Genomic DNA, 18,829 nt, shown 5'->3' with positions numbered 1-18,829 from the left:
GGCGTCATCCATACCCTAAATGAACAGCATCGGAGAGCCGGCCTCTGGTCACGGCGCTCTGATGCCGGTTGGAAAAATTTCGACTTGATCGGATCCACCCGAGCAACTGCGCAAGGACACCAAGCTCTTGAAAGGATAACGGACCGCTATCCGTTCAAGCTGTCGGTGCGGTTGCTTGGCGTGGCCCTATCCTCGCAGGCGAACGATCAGGGCCAAGATGGCGATGAGGATCAGTCGCAACTGGATTTCGGGATGTAGGCAGAAACGAAAAAGCCTGCGCGGGAGGAGTGCGCAGGCTTTTCGAAATCATTGGACACCGGCTGGGAGGAGGAGTGCGGCTATCCGTTCAGGCCACCCTTGGGAGGAGGAGTGGGCCGCCTGAAATACGAAGCTCTGTGGGAGGAGTTACATCGCTTCGTTGGAATTGTTATATACGATCCCTCACGCCGGGTTAGAGGCTGTGTCGCAGCCCACCTATACGCGGTGCGCAAATCTGGAAACTCGTCTGTCTAATTTCGAGCCGTTAGGCACGGAAACGGTCAAAGGCGGTCAGATACATGATGGGCGGATCTCCTTTCCGGATATCGGTAGATTTCGGTGCACAGATAGTGAAGCTCGTCGGCAAGATCGGGTTGATCCACTTCGACCCACCATGACTTCGGCCGTCCTTCCCCTCCATCCGACCACCGGCAAGCGACAGTTCATTCGCATCCGCTCATCGGATCGGCGCTTTCGAGATATTTCAATTCAGCCGTTACTGCATCTGAATATCTTAAGTGTCTGATCAAGATTCGATATCTCTCGTCGCACCTAACCGAGTTTTACATTTTCTGATTTCGAAACGTAATGGTGCTGCCATATGAAAGCACCTCATTCGGAACTGAACATCAGCGCTTATGTTTGCCGATCAGCTTTTCCATCATCGTCAGCTCTTCGGCTGACAGGTCTTGCAGCGGTGCCCTTACCGGACCAGCATCGAAGCCCTGTAGGCGAACACCGGCTTTAACCGCGGATACCGCATACCCTTTGGATCGATTGCGGATCGCCATGAACGGATAAAAGAACTCGTTCAGGATCGTTTCGCATTTCGCCCGCTCGGCAGCCCGCAGCGCCTTGTAGAATTCGATGGCGAGGCCCGGCACAAAGTTAAAGACGGCAGACGAATAGGTGGTGAAACCGGCGCCGAGATAGGCTTCAGCAAATAGTTCCGCCGTCGGCATGCCGCCGAGATATGTCAGGCGATCGCCCATCTTGGCGGTGACCTGGCGCACCAGGCCGATATCGCCCGTACCGTCCTTGAAGCCAACGAGGTTTTCGCATTCGTCGCAGAGACGCGCCAGCGTATCGGGCTGGAGAACGGAATTGTCGCGGTTATAGACCATCACGCCCATGCCGGTCGCCTGGCAGACAGCCTTGATATGCCGGTAGAGACCTTCCTGCGGCGCATCGATCAGGTAATGCGGCAGAAGCAAGATGCCGTCACCGCCGATCTTTTCGACCGATTTTGCGATCGAGACGGCAATGTCGGTGCCGTAACCGCAGCCGGACACGATCGGCGTTTCGCCGGCGGCTTCCTTGGCAACGCGCACGATCTGAGGGATTTCCTCCGGCGACAGCGAGAAAAATTCACCCGTGCCGCCGGCTGCGAACAGCGTGGTGGCTTCGAAACCGGACAGCCAGTTGACGTGTTCGGCATAGCTTTTCGGGTTGAACTTTCCCTCGGCGTCGAAATGCGTCACCGGAAAGGACAGCAAGCCCGCGCCCAGCGCGTGTTTCAGGTCTGAGGTCTTCATGTTTCAAGCTCCTTGGCGTGCGGCAGTGATGATCGCCGCCGTTTCGATATTTGTGGCAGGATGGGAATCCCAACTCAGTCCCTCAGCGAAGCGACCATGGCGCCGAGCCGGTCGCAGGCACCCTCCAGTTCACGGTCGGATGCGGCGATCGACAGGCGGATGAAACCGGGCGCGCCGAAGGCGGCACCGGGCACGCTGGACAGGCCGAACTGCTGCAGCAGATGCGCGGCAAAGGCCGGGTCGTCGGCAAGCACTTGGCCTGTCTCCGTCTTGCGGCCGAGCAGCCGCTGAATACCGATGAAGGCGTAGAACGCACCGTCCGGTGGCGTGAAATCGACACCGTCGATCTGCGCCAGACGATCGGCGACGATTTTGGCGCGGCCGGCAAATGTCTGAGCGCCCTGCCCGACAAAAGCCTGATCGCCGGTCAGCGCCGCAAGCGCTGCTGCCTGCGCAATGGTCGAGACCGAGGTGACGCTCTGCGACTGCATCTTGTTCAGTGCGGCGATCAAGGCCTTGGGCCCGGCGGCATAACCGACGCGCCAGCCGGTCATGGCATAGGCTTTCGAGACACCGTTGACGATCAGCGTGCGGTCGCGCAGCTCCGGGCAGGCCTGCGCGAAGGAAACGAACGGAACGTCCTTGAGCAAAACGTGTTCATAGATCTCGTCGGAAATCACCAGAACGCGCGGATGACGGGCCAGCACTTGGCCAAGCGCCTGATATTCCGGCGCAGAATAGATGGCGCCGGTCGGGTTGGACGGCGAGTTGAGCATCAGCCAGCGGGTTTTGGGCGTGATCGATGCTTCGAGCGTTGCCGCATTGATCTTGAAGCCGGCCTCGGGTCCGCAGGACACATAGACCGGATCACCGCCATGCAGCGAGACGATATCGCCATAGGATACCCAACACGGTGTGGGGATGATCACCTCGTCGCCCGGCTCCAGCGTGGCGAGAAAAACGTCAAACAGGATCTGCTTGGCGCCATTGGCCACCATCACCTCGTCGATCGTGTATTCGAGCTGGTTTTCACGGCTGAACTTGGCGACGATCGCCTGCCGCAGGCTGTCCATGCCGGCCGCAGCACCGTAGCGCACGCGTCCCTTGCGGATCGCCTCAGCGGCGGCTTCCGCCACATGTGCGGGCGGCTCGAAATCCGGCTCGCCCAGCGACAGGTCGATGATGTCACGGCCTTCCGCCGCCAGCTTTTTTGCCGCCATCGCAATGGCCATGCTCGGCGACGACTTGATGCCGGCCGCACGCGTGTTCTCGAACGTCATATCCAAAGTTCCCGCAAAAACAGTTGGTCGGGACCGGCGGGGTTTTCCCGCCGGCATCCGCTCTGGTCAGCCTTTCGGCGCGTAGTCGAAATCAACGTCTCGCTGCGCCGCGGCCGGATCACGCTTGTCCGGCGCACCGTAGCCGCCGCCGCCGGGAAGCTGCAGGATCAGCCTGCGGCCGGCCGGCACGTATTGACGCCCCTTGGTCTGAAGACGCGTGCCGTCGTCAAGAAGGACGGCACCAGCTGCACCGTTCTCGCCACCCTCGCGGCCGCGCGGCGGATGATCGACGCGGTCGAACATGGCATTGAAGTGCATTTCGTGACCTTCGGTCGTGGAGATTTCCACCACCTGGCCGAGACCGCCACGAAACTGGCCAGCACCACCGGAACCGTCACGCAGTTCCTTGCGCCAGAAGATCACCGGGCCGACATGTTCGGTGGCCTCGATCGACATGGAATGCACGCCGCTCGGGAAAGCCGTGGCACTGAGGCCGTCGAGCGTCGAGCGGGCACCGGCGCCGCCGCTGTTGAACAGCAGCACCTCGGCCCGCTGGCCGCGATCGGAAGGCGCCTTGTCGCCTTGCAGCGGGCGGACGCTGACATGCAGGTTCCACAACGCCCCTGCTCCTTCCGCCGGCACCTTGCCGGGCAGCATCTTGTGCACGGCGCCGAGCACCGCGTCCGGCACGAGGTGGCCGAGCACATGGCGCACCGAAACCGGCGCCGGATGCTGGGCATTGAGGATGCAGTTTTTCGGTGCCGTTACGCGGAACGGCAGGAGCGAATAGTGGTTATTTGGAATATCGGGTGCGATCGCAACCTTCATGCCGTAGCATGCATAGGCCGCCGAATAGATAATCGGGCAGTTGATGCCTTTCGGGCTCGGCGGCGAGGTGCCGTCGAAGTCGGCGAGGATGTGATCGCCTTCGACATCGACACGCACCGCGATATCGATCGGCGAACCGTAACCATCGACCCGCATCGTGTTGGAATAGGAGCCCTTCGGCAGCGCGGCGATGCGTTCAATCGTGGCGTCATAGCTGCGCTTGAAGATGAATTCGCCCAGTGTCTCCAGATCGGCGAGCTGGAATTCCTCCATCATGTCCATCAGGCGGCGATGGCCGATCTCGTTGCAGGCCGCCAGCGAATAGACGTCGCCGACCACCTGATGGCTTTCGCGCACGTTGTTGTGCAGGATGTTGACGAGATCCTTGTTGACCTTGCCGCGTTCCGCAAATTTCATGATCGGGACAAAAATGCCCTCTTCGTAAACTTCATTGGCATCCGGGCCAAAACCGCGGCCGCCGACATCAACCACATGTGCGGTGCAGGCAAAGTATCCGACCAGCGCACCGTTACGGAAGCTTGGTGAAACCACCGTGAAGTCGTGAAGGTGACCTGTGCCCTTCCAGGGATCATTGGTGATGTAGACATCACCTTCAAAAATGTTCTCAGGCCCGATATCGTGGATAAAATGGCCCACTGCCTCGGCCATGGCGTTGACGTGACCCGGTGTGCCGGTAACCGCCTGGGCGATCATCAGACCACCACGGTTGAAGACACCGGCGGAGAGGTCGCCCGATTCACGTACGCTGGTCGAAAAGGCGGTGCGGATGAGGGTGACGGCCTGTTCTTCGACGACGGAGATCAGGCGGTTCCACATGATCTGCATGTGGACCTCGGAAAGTGCGTTGGTTTTCATGTCAAATCCTCCGTTGAAGCGCTTTGCTTGACGCGTATGAGCAGGCAGCCATCGGCCTGCATGATGACTTCGCGGCTGGCGGTGATGATGGTCGAGGTCTCGCGTTCGGTGATGACGGCGGGGCCGGGTACGAATTCGCCGCTCTTCATGTCGGCACGCGAAACGATCGATGCCGTCTGGAAGCTGCCTTCCTGCACATCGAAAATTTCGCGGGTGCCGCGCACTTTTGCCGCGTTCGTCTTCGCCGTCCGGCCGATCCGATCCGGCGGAGTAACCTTCGAGGTTGCTCTCAGCGACCAGCTGACGATCTCGACATCGAGGCCATCGATGACGCGGCCAAAAAAGTGCTCGTACTGTTCGTCGAACAGTTTTCGGAAAAGGTCGCCATCGGCATCCGCATAATCGCGCACATCGATCGTCACCGGCACTTCCCAGCCCTGGCCGACATAACGCATGTATGCGATGCATTCGAGATCCGGGTTAGCTTCGGGCGAACCGGAGCGCACGAAGGAGATTGCCTCGGCGCTTAGCTCGGCAACCGTCTGGTTGATTGCGGCGGCATCGAAGCGGCTGAGGCGGCTATAGGCGCTGCGTACACTCTCAAAACCGAAGGGCGCCCGCAGAAAGCCGATGGCTGAACCGACACCGGCCCCCGGCGGGATCAAGAGATCTGCCATGCCGAGCTTTTCGCACAGCCGCGCGGCATGGATGGGTGCCGCGCCGCCAAACGCGATCATTGTGAACTCGGAAAGCTCCTTGCCGTTTTCCACCGCATGCATACGGGCCGCATTGCTCATGTTCTCGTCGACAACTTCGCTGAGGCCGTAGGCGGCCGTGGCGATATCCGTGTCGAGTTTCGATGCGAGGTCCGCATCCATGGCCTTGTCGGAAGCGGGGCGGTCGAGCTTCATCGCGCCACCGGCAAATTCGTCCGGATCGAGGCGACCAAGGATCAGATCTGCGTCGGTGACGGTCGGGTTTGCGCCGCCACGGCCATAGCAGGCCGGACCCGGCTCGGAACCCGCGCTGTGCGGTCCCACGCGGATCTGGCGCATGCTGTCGATTGTCGCAATCGAACCACCGCCGGCACCGATTTCTACCATTTCGATCACCGGGATCGAGATCGGCATGCCGCTTCCCTTCTTGAAGCGCCAGGTGCGGGCCACCTCGAAAGTCTTGGACGTCTTGGGTGTCTGCTTTTCAATCAGGCAGATTTTGGCGGTCGTGCCACCCATGTCATAGGAAAGCACCTGGTCGAGACCGTAGCTGCTGGCGATATGGGCCGCGAAGATCGCGCCGCCGGCCGGGCCGGATTCCAGCAGGCGTACCGGAAACTCGATGGCGCTTTCGACGCTGATGATGCCACCACCCGAATGGATCATGAAAACCGGGCAGCGCGTGCCCTCTTCGGTCAGACGACCGACGAGACGATTGAGATAGGATGCCATCAGCGGCTTGACGAAGGCATTGGCGCAGACGGTATTGAAGCGCTGGAATTCGCGCATCTGCGGCGAAACTTCCGACGAGATCGACACCGAGATGTCGGCTTTCTTGGCGAGCAGACGGTCGCGGACGACCTTTTCATGGGCGCCGTTCAGATAGGAGTGGATGAAACCGATGGCGACGCTGTCGTAGCCGGCCGCGATGATGGCGTCGCACAGCGCGTCGACTTCTGCGAGATCAAGAGCCTTCAGCACCGAACCATCGGCGCCGATACGCTCATCGATGACAAAACGTTCGTTGCGCGGCACCAGCGGTGCCGGCAGCACGATATCGAGATCATACTGCTCGAAACGGCTTTCAGTGCGCATTTCGATGACGTCGCGAAATCCCTTGGTGGTGATGAAGGCGGTGCGGGCACCACGGCGCTCGATCAGCGCGTTGGTGGCCAGCGTCGTGCCATGGATGATCGTATCGATCTCGGAAAGGTCCACTCCGGCCACTTCCGCGACTTCGCGAACCCCCTTGACGATCGCGTTTTCGGGATAAGAATAATCGGTCAGAACTTTGATCGAATGGAGCGTGATGCCTACCTCCATCGCAACGTCGGTGAAGGTGCCACCGATATCGACACCGACCCTGATCTGCTTGCCATCTTTCGCCATTGTCTGTCTCATGCTCCGTAAGCGAGCTATTGTTGCGCCCTGCCTGAAAACCCGGTTTTCGGCGTGCAGAGGCCTGTCCCCGCCCGCGCGAAGCGGCGGGGGCCAAAAGCTCTTCAGTTGTTGATGTTTGTGCCGTCCTGCGCGGCCGCGGCTGGTGACCGCGCAGGGCCTTGGCGCTGTTATTTACTGCTTGCCTGTGAAATCGACGCCCGGCAGCGTTGTCGGAAGTTTCGCACGGTCTACGCCGATCCACTTCTTGTAGAGGGCGTCCAGCGTGCCGTCAGCGGTATGGCGGGCGACGAAATCGTTGAGAAAATCGAGCATTTCCTGGTCACCCTTGCGAACAGCCATGCCCTGGAAATTGTCGGAAACCTTGTATTTGCGCCCGAACTGCGCATCGTTGCCGGTCTCCTTGATGACGAGACCATAAGTGACACTTCCCAGAATGGCATCGACCTGACCGGACAGAAGCGCCTGAACGGTCGTCGCGTCATCATCAAAGCGCTTGATCTGAGTGTCTTTCGGCGCAACCTTGACCAGCAGCGGTTCGAAGGCACTTCCGCGATTGACGCCGATCACGAATTTCGAGAGATCCTCGTTTGCCTTGATATCCGCATCCGTCTTGCCCCAGACAGTGATGTCGTTCGACGAATAGGGAATGGCGTACTGGATGACCTTGGCACGCTCCTCGGTAATCGTCATCGAGGGGACGAGGAAGTCGACATTGCCGTTGACCAGCAGCGGAATGCGGTTCTGGCCGGTAATGCGCTCGAATTTGACCTCGACACCGAGCTCCTTGGCGATCAGCTTGGCGATATCGATATCGAAGCCGTCATTTTCGCCTTTCGCACCGATGAAGCCCCACGGGAACTGGTCCATCTGCACGCCGATCGTGGCGGTACCCTTGGCCTTGATTTCCTCCGGCGTCACCGCCAGTGCGGCTGTCGCAAAGGAGGTTGCGGCCAGAAGCATGGCGGCAAGGCCGCCCAAAACTTTCGAACGCGAAACGGTCAATGCTGTATTGAACATATGGTCACCTCTGGTTGGTTTTTTTGGCATGCGTTCTTGTTTTATCGCGCGGTGTTGAGACGCCGCTCGATGCGTGCACTGCAATAGGTCAGGGGTACGCAGATGATGAAGTAGATGAGTGCGACCGCCCCGTAGACCTGCAGCGGCTGAAACGTGATGTTGGCCATCAGCTGACCCGACCGGGTCAGTTCCGTCATCCCGAGCAGCGCGGCCAGCGCCGTGCCCTTGATCAGGTTGACGAGAAAGCTGATCGTGGCCGGCAGACCGATGCGGAATGCCTGCGGCAGGACGACATCCACCATCCGGTGCATGTAGCCGATGCCGAGCGCGCGGGCCGCCTCGCTCTGGCCATCCGGCACCGCCTGGATGCTGCCGCGCCAGATTTCGCCGAGAAACGCGCTGGTGTGAAGCGACAGGCCGATGGTCAGCGCCACCCAGACATCCACCTTGAAGCCCAGGAGCGGCAGGCCGAAATAGACGAAGAACAGCTGCACCAGCAGCGGCGTGCCCTGAAAGATCTGGATATAGGTGGCCGTCAGGATGCGTAGCCATTTCCATTTGCCGGTGCGGCCGAGTGCAACGGCGAGACCGAGCATGCCGCCGAAAAAGAAGGCGAGAAGTGAAAGCACAACGGTCCAACGCGCGCCTTCAAGCAGAAAGAGGAATTCTCCGGAACCAAACTGACGGATCATCGCAGTGCCTCACTTTGCCGGATAGGAGAAATAGACCCGGCCGATCATGCCGAGAGCGATTGAGAAGAACTGCGACATTGCCAGGTAGATGACGCCGAGCGTGAGATAGATCTCGAAGCTGCGGAAGGTCTGGGAATCCAGCGTCTGGGCGAAATAGGTCAGTTCCTCGGCAGAGACCGACGACATCAGGCTGGAATTCAGCATCATCAGAATGAACTGGCTGCACAAAGCCGGATAGACCGCCCTGATCGCCGGCCGGAACACGATGAACCGGTAGATATCGATCGCATGCATGCCGAGCGCCCTGCCCGCCTCGAACTGTCCTGGTCGTATCGACTGGACGCCGCCGCGCACGATCTCCGCCGCATAGGCCGCACAGTTGAGCGTCATGGCTAGGATCGCTGCCTGTTCGCCGCTCAGCCGGATGCCAAGTGCCGGCATGCCGAAGAAAACGAAGAAGACCTGCACGAGGATCGGCGTGTTGCGGATCAGCTCGATATAACCGATGGCGATGGCCCGCAGCGCCTTGTTCTTGCTCATCCGCATCATCATGAAGACGATGCCGAGGCTGAGGCCGAAGACCATCGACAGGGACGACATTCTCAGCGTGCCGATGATGCCGTCGAGAAGCGATGGCCATGCGGCAAGGACGGGGGTGAAATCGAAAGTATAATTCATCAGCCGCGCCTCAATGATTGAGAATCTGGCCAAGGAAAGTCTTGGTGCGCTCATGGGCAGGATTGCTGAAGAACACGTCCGGCTTGGCGCTTTCGATGATCTCGCCGCGATCCATGAAGATGACGCGATGCGCGACCGCGCGGGCGAAGCCCATTTCATGCGTCACGCAGATCATCGTGATGCCGTCATCGGCCAGCGAGATCATCGTGTCGAGCACTTCCTTGACCATTTCCGGATCGAGCGCCGATGTCGGCTCGTCGAACAGCATGATCTGCGGATCCATGCAGAGCGCCCTGGCGATCGCCACGCGCTGCTGCTGTCCACCGGAGAGCTGGGCGGGGTATTTTTCGGCCTGCTCGGCAATGTGCACCCGATCCAGATGACGCATTGCCTTTTCCTTCGCCTCGGCTGCGGACGCCTTGCGCACGCGGCGTTGCGCCAGCATGCAGTTCTGCAGCACCGTCAAATGCGGGAAAAGATTGAACTGCTGGAAAACCATGCCGACATCGCGACGGATGTGATCCGCATTGCTGCCCTTCTGGCTGAGCGTGGTACCATTGACGGCGATACTGCCCTCCTGGATTTCCTCAAGATGATTGATGCAGCGAATGAGGGTGGACTTGCCCGAACCGGATGGACCGCAAAGGACGATATGTTCGCCGCGACCGACCTCAAGGTCGATGCCCTTCAGCACCTGCAGGTGGCCGTACCACTTGTTGACGCCGCTCATGGCGATGGCTTTTTCCGACATGCTGGTCCCGTTCATGGCCAGTTCCCCTTTTTTGTTGTCAGGCTTTTGGTGCGACTTCGAAAATGGCATCGACCTCGACCGACGATCCGCGCGGCAACGATCCGGCGCCGAGTGCCGTGCGCACATGGCGACCCTTGCCTCCAAAAACCTCCACCAGAAGATCGGAGGCGCCATCGATCACAGCCGGATGACCTTTGAAATCCGCAGGTGCATTGACGAAACCGCGCAGTTGGACGCAGGCGACGACACGATCAAGATCTCCATCCAACGCCGCCCTCACCCGCGCAACAATGTTAAGCGCGCAAAGGCGGGCGGCCTTGTAGCCGTCCTCAGGCGAGATCTCCTGTCCGACGACACCGACATAATGCTCGACACCATCAATCCTGGGGATCTGGCCCGATACGAACAAAAGGCTTCCGACGAGCCTATGGGAGATGTAGTTTCCTGAAGCCGGGGCAATTGAAGGCAATACGATGCCCCGCTCGGAGAGACGTGCGGCGACGACACTCATAGCAGCTTTCCATCTGATTTTATTGAACGCGCCGTAAGCGCGAACCACGTTCCCGGAACAAATCGCCATACAATTTTCTCAGGCTGGTCGTTTGTTCACTTCTTATGCCCTGAGATTATTGAAATACTATCTCTTGTCAATATCCATTCTAGTGATGGTATCTCTTTGTCGACAACTCAATGAGATGCGGCCTAAAACATTGTTTTAAATGAATTATTTCACGGCATCACCACCGGAATAACGCCCGCAGGCAGCGGACAGCCAAAATTATATTTTTTGAGAAAAATGGATTAGCCGCTGCAATTCAGACGGAAAACCCAAACCAAATTCAGGAGTGCGCACTCTTTAAAGGAATTTGTCAATTGGGAGGTAGCATCACTGCGCCAAGTCGTGCTACCTTAAGGTGATTTGACAAACATACGCACCGACCGCGCGTGACGATACGGGTGACTTTTGGATACATTGACTGGCCGCACCATACGGGCATTAAAGACCCACATCAGCGACAGCCAGCTTGCAAAGGGCTTCAAGCTCGGGTCGCTCAGCCAGCTGTCGCAGCAGTTTGGCGTCAGCAGAACGGTTATTCGCGAGGCAGTATCGGCCCTGCGGTCGGATGGCATCGTCGAGGCACGCCATGGCGTCGGCGTATTCGTGCTGGAGCCGCCACGCGCGGAAACGGACGATCCCGGTACATTCGATGCGGATGTCGCACTTGCTCCCCTGTCTCGTCTGAAAACATCGTTCATGGATCTGCTTGAACTGCGCATGGCCTTCGAGGTGCATGCCGCAGGGCTGGCGGCCGTGCGGCGTTCTTGGGCGCAGGAATCCAACATCTGGAATGCAGCACGTCAGTTCGAGGCATCGCTGGATGACGATGCCGCCCTCGATCACCTCGATTTCGTTTTCCACCGTTCAATCGCGGAAGCGACCAACAACGGCGCCTTCATCGAATTTTTCAGCCTCATGAGCCTGCAGATTTTGCCGCAGCCGGCGTTCTCGAAAGAGTTGAATCCGGCGCTGATCACTGGTGACTACGTCCAAAACACAGTTATGGAACATCGGGCGATCTGCGAAGCAATCAGCACAGGCAACTCGGAGAAGGCCCGGGAAGCGATGCGTGCGCATCTGAACAGAAGCCATTTACGCTACCGGGGATTTTCAGACGGGACGAGTTCTCCGCTTAGCAATATAGCGCAAGACGAATGAGGCGCGTGTGCAAACCTGCTGGTGATAGTGTGATAGGTATGGTCTTGAAGAGATATGAACCGGTCACCCAGGTGGTTCGTGAAACATGTCTGTAAACAGCGAATAGTTGATGATCTAAGGAGATACAGTGACTACGTAGTCCCTGACGATCCTTGACGTAGCAGAGAACCAGGCGGATGCACGCGTGCGCTGTTGATGAAAATCAAAAGCTGCTTGATCTGAGAACACTTCCTCGACACGCCAGACGGAAGGATCTTCCGTCTGCGACACTTCAAATGAGAGACAACCCGGTTCTGCCTTCGTCAAGAGCAGATGATCCGGAAGATACGCTTTGACGATCTCGACCTCCTCGGCAGTCGTGCAACGCAGAAAACCAGACAGCCGGACTTGGTTTACTAGGTTATCCATATTCATTCTCCATTCCGAGATTTGAAGGCGGAACATATAAATACCGCGTTAGATTGCGGTACCATGATAGCGAGGCGGTGGGGCCGGAAACTGAAATATCTTTGGGGCGAAGATTGGCCGTTCGTCGCCATCCTATCCAAGTGTGGACGTGAACGCCCCGCCATCGAGCATAAGATTCTGTCCCACGATAAAGCCCGCATATTGGCTACAGAGAAAAGCCGCGGCCGCACCAAACTCCTCTGACGTGCCGAACCGGCCTGTCGGGTTGCGCGCATGTGCTTCCAGCCGAGCCTCATCAATGCTGATGTTTCGTTCTGCGGCAGTCCTCTTCAGAAAACTCGTTGTACGATCGGTCTCATGTGAACCGGGAAGAAGATTGTTGATGATAACGCCGTGCTTTGCCACCTGCCTCGCCGTTCCTGCGACAAACCCGGTGAGCCCGCTGCGTGACGCGTTCGAAAGCCCCAGTTCGGGGATCGGCGATTTTACCGATGCCGAGGTGATATTGATCACCCTTCCCCATTTCCTGGTGATCATCCCTGGCAGGACCCCTTTCATCAGCAATATCGGCGTCAACATGCTGGCATTGAGGGCATTCAGCCAGTCATCCTCCGCCCAGTCTGACCAGAGGCCCGGTGGTGGGCCACCTGCATTGGTGACCAGGATATCCGGATTCGGTTCCGCTTCCAGGAGCGCCTCGCGGCCTTCCACGGTGGTGACGTCGGCGACGACGATTTGAACCTCGGACTTGGTTTGTTTTTGGATGTCATGCGCCGTTACCTTGAGTGTTTCACGGTTTCGGCCGTTGATGGTAACGATGGCGCCGGCCTCCGCAAGCTTCTCCGCAACGCCTCTGCCAAGCCCTTTCGAGCTTGCGCAGACGATTGCCCGTTTGCCAGCTATTCCAAGATCCATTGCACGTTCTCCGTCTATCTTTTGGCCGTCTGGGCGATTGCTTCGACCGCCTCGACGAGATGAGAGACCTCATCCTCGGTATTGAGGTAGCTCACCGAGGCACGAGCAATTTCTTGCAAGCCACGCGCGGTCATGTCGTATGGCGTATAGGACACTCCGTTCGCACCGATATTTATGCCTTTTTCGGCGAGGCTGTTTCTGACGCTCGATGCTAAGATTCCCTCCACTGTGAACGAGACTAGCCCGGAATACGTCGATCCGAGATCATGCAATTCGACCCCGGGAACAAGCCGTAATCGCTCCCTCAGCCTTCCTGAAAGCATGCCGATGCGATCACGAATCTCCGTTACACCTACCTCCGACGCAAGTGTGATCGCCTCGCCCACGCCCATCAGCGACGCGACTGACGTCTCGGCTGTTTCGAACAGGCGCGCGTCTGATCGCAGTTGTGGCAAGCCATTAATGAGCGGACCAGAGCTTACGTCCACAAAAGGTGGGTTTAGGTGGTGCAGAAACCCCGACCGTATGTACAATAGCGCGGTGCCCCGCGGTCCGCGCAGATGCTTCCTCCCTGCGGCCTTGAGCACGTCGCAACCGACTTTTGCAACATCGATCGGGATCTGACCCAGCGCTTGCCCGGCGTCGACCATGTAGGGAATACCAGCGGCTTTGGCGATTTTGCCGATGGCTTCAGCATCATTGATCAGACCGCCGTTTGCTGGGAGCCAGGTCAATGAAATCAGGCGTACCTTATCATCGATCATGGCAGCCAGCGCATCCGCGTCGACACTTCCATCTTGGCGGCACGGGATGACGTCAATGCGGGCGCCGGCACGACTTACTGCTCGCTGCATCGTTGCGACATTGCCACCCCATTCATGCCGGCCGACAAGAATGCGATCGCCTTGGCGCAGAGGCGGCAAGGCCGCAAAGACCATGCCCCACACAGCCGAGCCCGACGAGCCGAATGCGATATCGGTTGGCTCGGCCCCGATCAGATTTGCCGCATTGAGGCGTATGGTTGAGATATGATCTGCAACGATGGCCGCAGCCTCCATCGGGCCTCGTGATGCTTCCAGCGTCAGGTGCCTTATCACAGCATCGGTGACAGTCTTCGGGGGAAGAGATGCGCCTGCATGGTTGAAATGGACGCGTTCAGCGCAGCCCGGGGTGGCGGCTCGCAAGCTCTGGACCCTGGTATTTGTCAGCACTTGCTTTCCTCTAGCTCAACAATCGCGTCGATCTCGACAGCGGCTCCGGCGGGGAGAGAACTCATTCCGAGTGCGGCTCTTGCATGTTTGCCAGCCTCACCGAAGACAGCAACCATCAGGTCGGAAGCGCCATTTGCAATCCGGGAATGGTCCTCAAATTCTTGTGTTGCAGCAATATAGACCCTTAGCTTGAGGATACGCCGCACGGATGAGAGCGAGCCGTCTGTGTTGGCTGCGATCTGGGCGAGAATATTGATGGCCGCCACGCGTGCTGCCTCGGTGCCCTGCTCATCCGAACAATCCTTTCCGAGCGTTCCAGCAACGACTTCGCCATTGGGAGCCTTGCTGATCTGGCCGGATATGAACAGGTGATTGCCCGCTCGCGTTACTGACACGTAGCTGGCGACCGGCGCAGTCGGAGCTGGCAATTCAATCCCGAGGGTTTTCAGCTTTTCGCGGATGGATATCGACATATGGTTCTCCTTTTCATCCCTCATGGAAGAAATCGAAGCCATCGGCCAATTCAAAGCTTTGCGCTGTGCGATCTAAATTGCTAATGTCAGGCAGACCATCTTTCTGAGGCAAGTCAGAATTGCGAAGCTCTCCGTTTCTTCCTCCACTCCCCGCTCTCAGGGTATTCCAGGCGGTAGCCCGCAGCTTAAGCTTTCGGCTGGCTGGTGAGGAGCTGCTGATCACGCAAAGCGCCGTCAGTCACCACATCAAGCAGCTCGAAACCGCATTGGGCACTCGGCTTTTCCAACGAAAAAGCAAAAGCATCGAGTTGACTGAAGAGGGTGCGACGTTTCTGTCGACTGTGGATCATGCATTGTCCCTGCTGGCGAAAGGAACGGCAGAAGCACGGTCTCGATCTGGCCGGACTGCCGTGCGTGTCAGCCTCCTCCCGTCCTTTGCTGCGAACTGGCTGGTCAGCCGCCTCGAGCGGTTTCAAAAGGAATACCCGACTATCGATCTCGATCTGGACCCGACACTACGTGTCGTGGACGTCAGGCGTGGAGAGGCAGACGTTGCCATCCGTTTCGGTGACTTCAGTGCAGACAAACAGGGAGGCATCCATCTCCTCAACGAGGAGCTGTCGCCTGTCATGAGCCCGGTTCTCTACGGAGACGGGTTGCGGTTCCAGTCTCCCGATGATCTGCTTTGTCAGCCTATTTTGCAGGCGAGCAGCGGGCTCGAGTGGAAGTTGTGGAGTGGGAACGCACGCCTCTCCATTGATGAAGCAAAGCAGGTGCGCCTGACCGATTACAACATCGTTCTGCAGGCAGCGCTGGATGGCCAAGGCATTGCCATGGGCAGAAACCTGCTCATCAAGGAGCATCTGCGGCACGGGCGTTTGATTAAACCGCTGCCAATAAGATTCAGCTCAGAGAGGGCGGCGTATTGGGCCGCATATGATCCAAATTCAAAGAATGTAGCCATTATCGAGGCATTCGTGGCCTGGCTTAAAACTGAACTCCAGTCGTAGGCCTGTGGCTATTCGCTGGTTAAATCTCGGCGAGACAGCAAGCGTATCCTTTATTCACGGGACGACAGGCGGGTTCTCACGATCCTATGAGTGCTAGGGGCGATGTTTCCGAGTCATTGCGCGAACTATCCGCTCAAAAATGAATTGTAGGTTCGTTGTCAGGTCAACCGAAGGCTTGAGGCGTAATCCAGCGTTTTCCACGTGTATCGGGCAACCGGTTATCTCTGCTCGTACGAGCCGAAGCCTTCCATCCAAGCAGTGTAATTTGCAGCGCTCTGAAGGTCATTGAGATAAGGACAGCTTAAAGCATGGGCCCCTTGGAGGGCAGCATCGGCTCCTTCGCGAAAGGCTGAAATGACCTCCACTTCGGAAATCGAAATCTGAGGAATATCAACCGCGGCGTCAGGTCTTATCCTCGGACAATGCGGCGTCATAGCACTGCCAATTTGCACGCCATTTTTCATAGCTCGCTGCCGTCAGTTTGCTGTTGTGAGCTTCTACCGGCATCATAATTAGGCGGCGTTTCTCAAACGTCCATGTCACGGGAGTTTTTGATGTGGAAGTTTCCACGAGACATCGGTCGTTTGACAGCGTGGGCAGACAGGTAGGCAAGATACTAACCGACATTGCTCGTGACGAATTCATCGGTACTTCCAATGCAAGAATCATCGTCAGGGTGCGCGACAAGCAAAGCAACTATGTCGCCAAAGGTCGTCTTTCCTTTGAAACCGACTGGTGAAATCAGGTTTGATCCCTCGCATCCAAGAACGCGTGAGCGGCGATCACCTGCGCAGAGTAGCGGTCTGCATCGTCGTTGCCTGTTCCGGCAATTGAACCAGTGATCTTAAAGTCTGGTACTGACCAACACCATGCTGCAACGTAATTGCCATTGGAGCCCTCTGCCCAAACTTCGGCGCGCTTGTCGCCCTCATAAAAGCCAAACCACCGTTCCGACCCTGGCGGCTGAAGCCACCTAAAACCGCGATGGGGCAAAAATGAAATTCCTGATTCGTGAATGCAGTGACATCCGCTACAGTAGTGCGGATGTTACTGATATAACATTTGGCATCCTGCTCAGTACGTTAACGTACCGATTGATCGAAATCTGTGATCCACCGGTAGCGACAGGCTGCATGAGCGTCTAGCACTGCTTATGGTGATTTCAAGTGCTTGCGCCCCACCGTCGCCCCAGACCGATCTCCCAACTACACGAAATCCAACCACCGGACATGAGAGCAAGATCTGCTTGGACAGTGATAATGACCGCCATACAGCGGCTTTTGATCAAATCAATACGGTGAGTTGTTGGGGTATAGAAGACCGACTCGGGGCCGGAGTTGCCGCAGGTTGGCTGCTATCTTCTCGGGATCATCACCCTTGCCTGAACGGTATGGACCAGCGATCAAAATCAGCACGGTTTATCCTCCAAGGTAGGGCTAGCGGCAGTAAAGATGTTCAGCGCGGCGTACTGCAATAGCATGATTGTTTTTGCGTCCCGGATCATCCCAGAAGAGACCATATTCAGCGCCTCCTCGATGGAAATCTCAAGAACAGCAATATCTTCCCCCTCCTGCTCGTTGCCGCCGCCCTGCCCTGCGCGATCACCGGGTTCGTATTCTCCCACGAAGAAGTGAAGCCGTTCGGTCACAGAACCCGGGCTCATGAAGGCATCAAAAATCTGCCGAACCTCGCGCACGCGGAACCCGGTCTCCTCTTCGGTTTCCGCCCTAATCCGCGTTTCAGGCTCGGCGTTATCCAGTAACCCGGCCGGTGCCTCGATCAGCAAATCGTCGTGTCCGTTTACGAACGCCGGATAGCGAAACTGTCTCGTGAGGATCACCCTCCGCCGAACGCGGTCGTAGAGAAGGATCGTTGCTCCATTCCCTCGGTCGTAGGTTTCGCGCGACTGCTGTTGCCAAGTTCCGTCAGCTCGACGGAAGGAGAAGTCAGTCTTCTTCAGTATGTACCAATCGTCAGACAGTACGGTGACCCCGTTCACGCGGACACGATCCGAAATACTCATTCAATGCTCCAGTTTCTCAAAACAACATTTGGATTTTCGTAAATTTTCGTGCAATATCGTGCAGAGTCAAGGATTATTTCGCGGATGAACCATGCTGACGGCTGAACGAAAAGCGCTCATACAACGGGTTTTACAGCGGGATGGCCGCTTGATCGCCAAGTCGTTCAGTCAGGAGATCGGGATTTCGGAAGACACAATCCGGCGCGATCTGCGCGAATTGGCAGCAGAGGGTTTGTTGCAGCGGGTCCATGGTGGAGCGCTTCCTGCATCGTCGGCTGAGGCTGACTTCGCATCACGTCAGGCAATAGGCGCCTCTGCCAAATCGTCCCTTGGCCGCGCCGCTGCTCGTTTGATTGCGCGAGGTCAGATCGTCTTCCTGGACGGGGGCACCAGCAACATACAGTTGGCTCGCCAAATCCCGCTTGATCTCAGAGCGACCGTTATTACACACAGTCCAAGCATCGCCGTGGAATTGGCGGGACATCCATCAATCGAAGTGGAGATGATCGGCGGTCGATTGTTCAAGCATTCAATTGTTACCGTCGGATCCACGAGCGCTGAGGCCATCGCACGCATTCAAACCGACATTTTCTTCATGGGCGTAACAGGCCTGCACCCCGAGATAGGCGCGACAACAGGCGATGCAGAGGAAGCGTCGATCAAACGACTGATCTCCCGACAGGCAGGGGAGACGATCGTGATAGCCACCAAAGAAAAGCTTGGCGCGGCATCGCCATATCAAATCGTTCCCATGAGCGAGATCACCACGGTCATTACTGAGGGGCAAGATGAGTCGGGGCAGCTTGATCAGTTCAAGTCAGCTGCAGTTACAGTTGTTGAGGTCGACGACTAAGACGCGACCGCCCGCCTCACTGCTTCAAGAAACCAATGATGTGCGGGGTCATGGGGTCGCCGATCATGCCAATTCATGGTGAAAGGAAAGGGAGGGAGTGAGAACGGCGACTAGAGGACAATGAGCCCAATGCTCTGCTGGCGATCGTGAGAATTAGGTCTGTGCTGGATACCAAATTCTGAGCGAC

19 protein-coding genes and 2 pseudogenes are annotated in these 18,829 nt (G+C 57.6%); 5 read left to right on the top strand and 16 right to left on the bottom strand.

Features of this window, described 5'->3' with window-relative positions; translation table 11 throughout:
* Window positions 1-84 precede the first annotated feature (84 nt).
* The gene (locus tag EDF70_RS30040) at window positions 85-258 is read left to right on the top strand and encodes a hypothetical protein (protein WP_165932094.1); all 174 of its coding nucleotides are present in this window, start codon (window positions 85-87) and stop codon (window positions 256-258) included.
* 265 nt (window positions 259-523) lie between these two features.
* Here EDF70_RS30040 and EDF70_RS30375 read toward each other — a convergent pair.
* The 10 genes and pseudogenes from EDF70_RS30375 to EDF70_RS21550 form a co-directional block, all read right to left on the bottom strand.
* Window positions 524-689 (bottom strand): annotated as a pseudogene (locus tag EDF70_RS30375) (3'-5' exonuclease); the annotation flags it as partial.
* Window positions 690-887: 198 nt separating this feature from the next.
* Window positions 888-1,793, bottom strand: coding sequence for a 5-dehydro-4-deoxyglucarate dehydratase (gene kdgD, locus EDF70_RS21590; protein ID WP_132277792.1), 906 nt, complete (start codon window positions 1,791-1,793; stop codon window positions 888-890).
* 74 nt (window positions 1,794-1,867) lie between these two features.
* A complete protein-coding gene (locus tag EDF70_RS21585) occupies window positions 1,868-3,073 on the bottom strand; it encodes a pyridoxal phosphate-dependent aminotransferase (RefSeq protein WP_132277790.1) in 1,206 nt (401 codons plus the stop codon).
* A gap of 66 nt (window positions 3,074-3,139) precedes the next feature.
* The gene (locus EDF70_RS21580) at window positions 3,140-4,777 is read right to left on the bottom strand and encodes a hydantoinase B/oxoprolinase family protein (RefSeq protein WP_132277788.1); all 1,638 of its coding nucleotides are present in this window, start codon (window positions 4,775-4,777) and stop codon (window positions 3,140-3,142) included.
* Window positions 4,774-6,882 (bottom strand): hydantoinase/oxoprolinase family protein, encoded by a 2,109-nt coding sequence (locus EDF70_RS21575; protein ID WP_132277786.1) that lies wholly within the window; start codon window positions 6,880-6,882, stop codon window positions 4,774-4,776. The genes EDF70_RS21580 and EDF70_RS21575 overlap by 4 nt, the downstream gene beginning before the upstream one ends.
* Before the next feature lie 183 nt (window positions 6,883-7,065).
* Window positions 7,066-7,911 (bottom strand): transporter substrate-binding domain-containing protein, encoded by an 846-nt coding sequence (locus EDF70_RS21570; RefSeq protein ID WP_132277784.1) that lies wholly within the window; start codon window positions 7,909-7,911, stop codon window positions 7,066-7,068.
* A gap of 41 nt (window positions 7,912-7,952) precedes the next feature.
* Window positions 7,953-8,603, bottom strand: coding sequence for an amino acid ABC transporter permease (locus EDF70_RS21565; RefSeq protein ID WP_132277782.1), 651 nt, complete (start codon window positions 8,601-8,603; stop codon window positions 7,953-7,955).
* 9 nt (window positions 8,604-8,612) lie between these two features.
* Window positions 8,613-9,281 carry an amino acid ABC transporter permease gene (locus tag EDF70_RS21560; RefSeq protein WP_132277780.1) on the bottom strand — a complete coding sequence of 223 codons (669 nt, stop codon included), beginning with the start codon at window positions 9,279-9,281 and terminating at the stop codon, window positions 8,613-8,615.
* Window positions 9,282-9,291: 10 nt separating this feature from the next.
* Window positions 9,292-10,047: an amino acid ABC transporter ATP-binding protein gene (locus tag EDF70_RS21555; protein WP_245519275.1), complete on the bottom strand. Its 756-nt coding sequence runs from the start codon at window positions 10,045-10,047 to the stop codon at window positions 9,292-9,294.
* A gap of 22 nt (window positions 10,048-10,069) precedes the next feature.
* Window positions 10,070-10,543 (bottom strand): RidA family protein, encoded by a 474-nt coding sequence (locus tag EDF70_RS21550; protein WP_132277778.1) that lies wholly within the window; start codon window positions 10,541-10,543, stop codon window positions 10,070-10,072.
* Between the two features lie 453 nt (window positions 10,544-10,996).
* Between EDF70_RS21550 and EDF70_RS21545 the strand changes: the two genes are divergently transcribed.
* Entirely contained in the window at window positions 10,997-11,749 is a 753-nt protein-coding gene (locus tag EDF70_RS21545; RefSeq protein ID WP_132277776.1) for a FadR/GntR family transcriptional regulator, read from the top strand.
* Window positions 11,750-11,863: 114 nt separating this feature from the next.
* Here EDF70_RS21545 and EDF70_RS21540 read toward each other — a convergent pair whose 3' ends face one another.
* From EDF70_RS21540 to EDF70_RS21525, 4 genes are all read right to left on the bottom strand, one after another.
* Window positions 11,864-12,157, bottom strand: coding sequence for an antibiotic biosynthesis monooxygenase (locus EDF70_RS21540; RefSeq protein ID WP_132278043.1), 294 nt, complete (start codon window positions 12,155-12,157; stop codon window positions 11,864-11,866).
* Between the two features lie 132 nt (window positions 12,158-12,289).
* A complete protein-coding gene (locus EDF70_RS21535; RefSeq protein WP_132277774.1) occupies window positions 12,290-13,072 on the bottom strand; it encodes an SDR family oxidoreductase in 783 nt (260 codons plus the stop codon).
* A 14-nt stretch (window positions 13,073-13,086) separates the two neighbouring features.
* Complete coding sequence (locus EDF70_RS21530) at window positions 13,087-14,283, bottom strand: aminotransferase class V-fold PLP-dependent enzyme (protein WP_245519273.1); 1,197 nt, start codon at window positions 14,281-14,283, stop codon at window positions 13,087-13,089.
* The gene (locus tag EDF70_RS21525; RefSeq protein WP_132277772.1) at window positions 14,277-14,756 is read right to left on the bottom strand and encodes a RidA family protein; all 480 of its coding nucleotides are present in this window, start codon (window positions 14,754-14,756) and stop codon (window positions 14,277-14,279) included. Before EDF70_RS21525 ends, EDF70_RS21530 begins: the two co-directional genes overlap by 7 nt.
* A gap of 119 nt (window positions 14,757-14,875) precedes the next feature.
* On the opposite strand from EDF70_RS21525, the gene EDF70_RS21520 reads away from it, so the two are divergent.
* Window positions 14,876-15,766: a LysR substrate-binding domain-containing protein gene (locus EDF70_RS21520; protein ID WP_132277770.1), complete on the top strand. Its 891-nt coding sequence runs from the start codon at window positions 14,876-14,878 to the stop codon at window positions 15,764-15,766.
* Window positions 15,767-16,322: 556 nt separating this feature from the next.
* Complete coding sequence (locus EDF70_RS21515) at window positions 16,323-16,505, top strand: hypothetical protein (RefSeq protein WP_132277768.1); 183 nt, start codon at window positions 16,323-16,325, stop codon at window positions 16,503-16,505.
* A gap of 595 nt (window positions 16,506-17,100) precedes the next feature.
* Here the strand turns inward: EDF70_RS21515 and EDF70_RS21510 are convergent.
* Together EDF70_RS21510 and EDF70_RS21505 are read right to left on the bottom strand one after the other, a co-directional pair.
* Window positions 17,101-17,181, bottom strand: a pseudogene (locus EDF70_RS21510) (DUF4406 domain-containing protein); the annotation flags it as partial.
* Window positions 17,175-17,789: an NUDIX domain-containing protein gene (locus EDF70_RS21505; RefSeq protein ID WP_132277766.1), complete on the bottom strand. Its 615-nt coding sequence runs from the start codon at window positions 17,787-17,789 to the stop codon at window positions 17,175-17,177. The gene EDF70_RS21505 and the pseudogene EDF70_RS21510, both read right to left, overlap by 7 nt.
* Before the next feature lie 91 nt (window positions 17,790-17,880).
* Here EDF70_RS21505 and EDF70_RS21500 point away from each other — a divergent pair, with 91 nt between their 5' ends.
* The gene (locus EDF70_RS21500) at window positions 17,881-18,642 is read left to right on the top strand and encodes a DeoR/GlpR family DNA-binding transcription regulator (protein ID WP_132277764.1); all 762 of its coding nucleotides are present in this window, start codon (window positions 17,881-17,883) and stop codon (window positions 18,640-18,642) included.
* Window positions 18,643-18,829 lie beyond the last annotated feature (187 nt).

The sequence above is a fragment of the Neorhizobium sp. JUb45 genome (genome assembly GCF_004343585.1).
In the GTDB taxonomy this organism is placed as follows: domain Bacteria; phylum Pseudomonadota; class Alphaproteobacteria; order Rhizobiales; family Rhizobiaceae; genus Neorhizobium.
The sequence above is the reverse complement of the archived record's forward strand: the minus strand, read 5'-3'. Positions and strand labels throughout refer to the sequence as shown.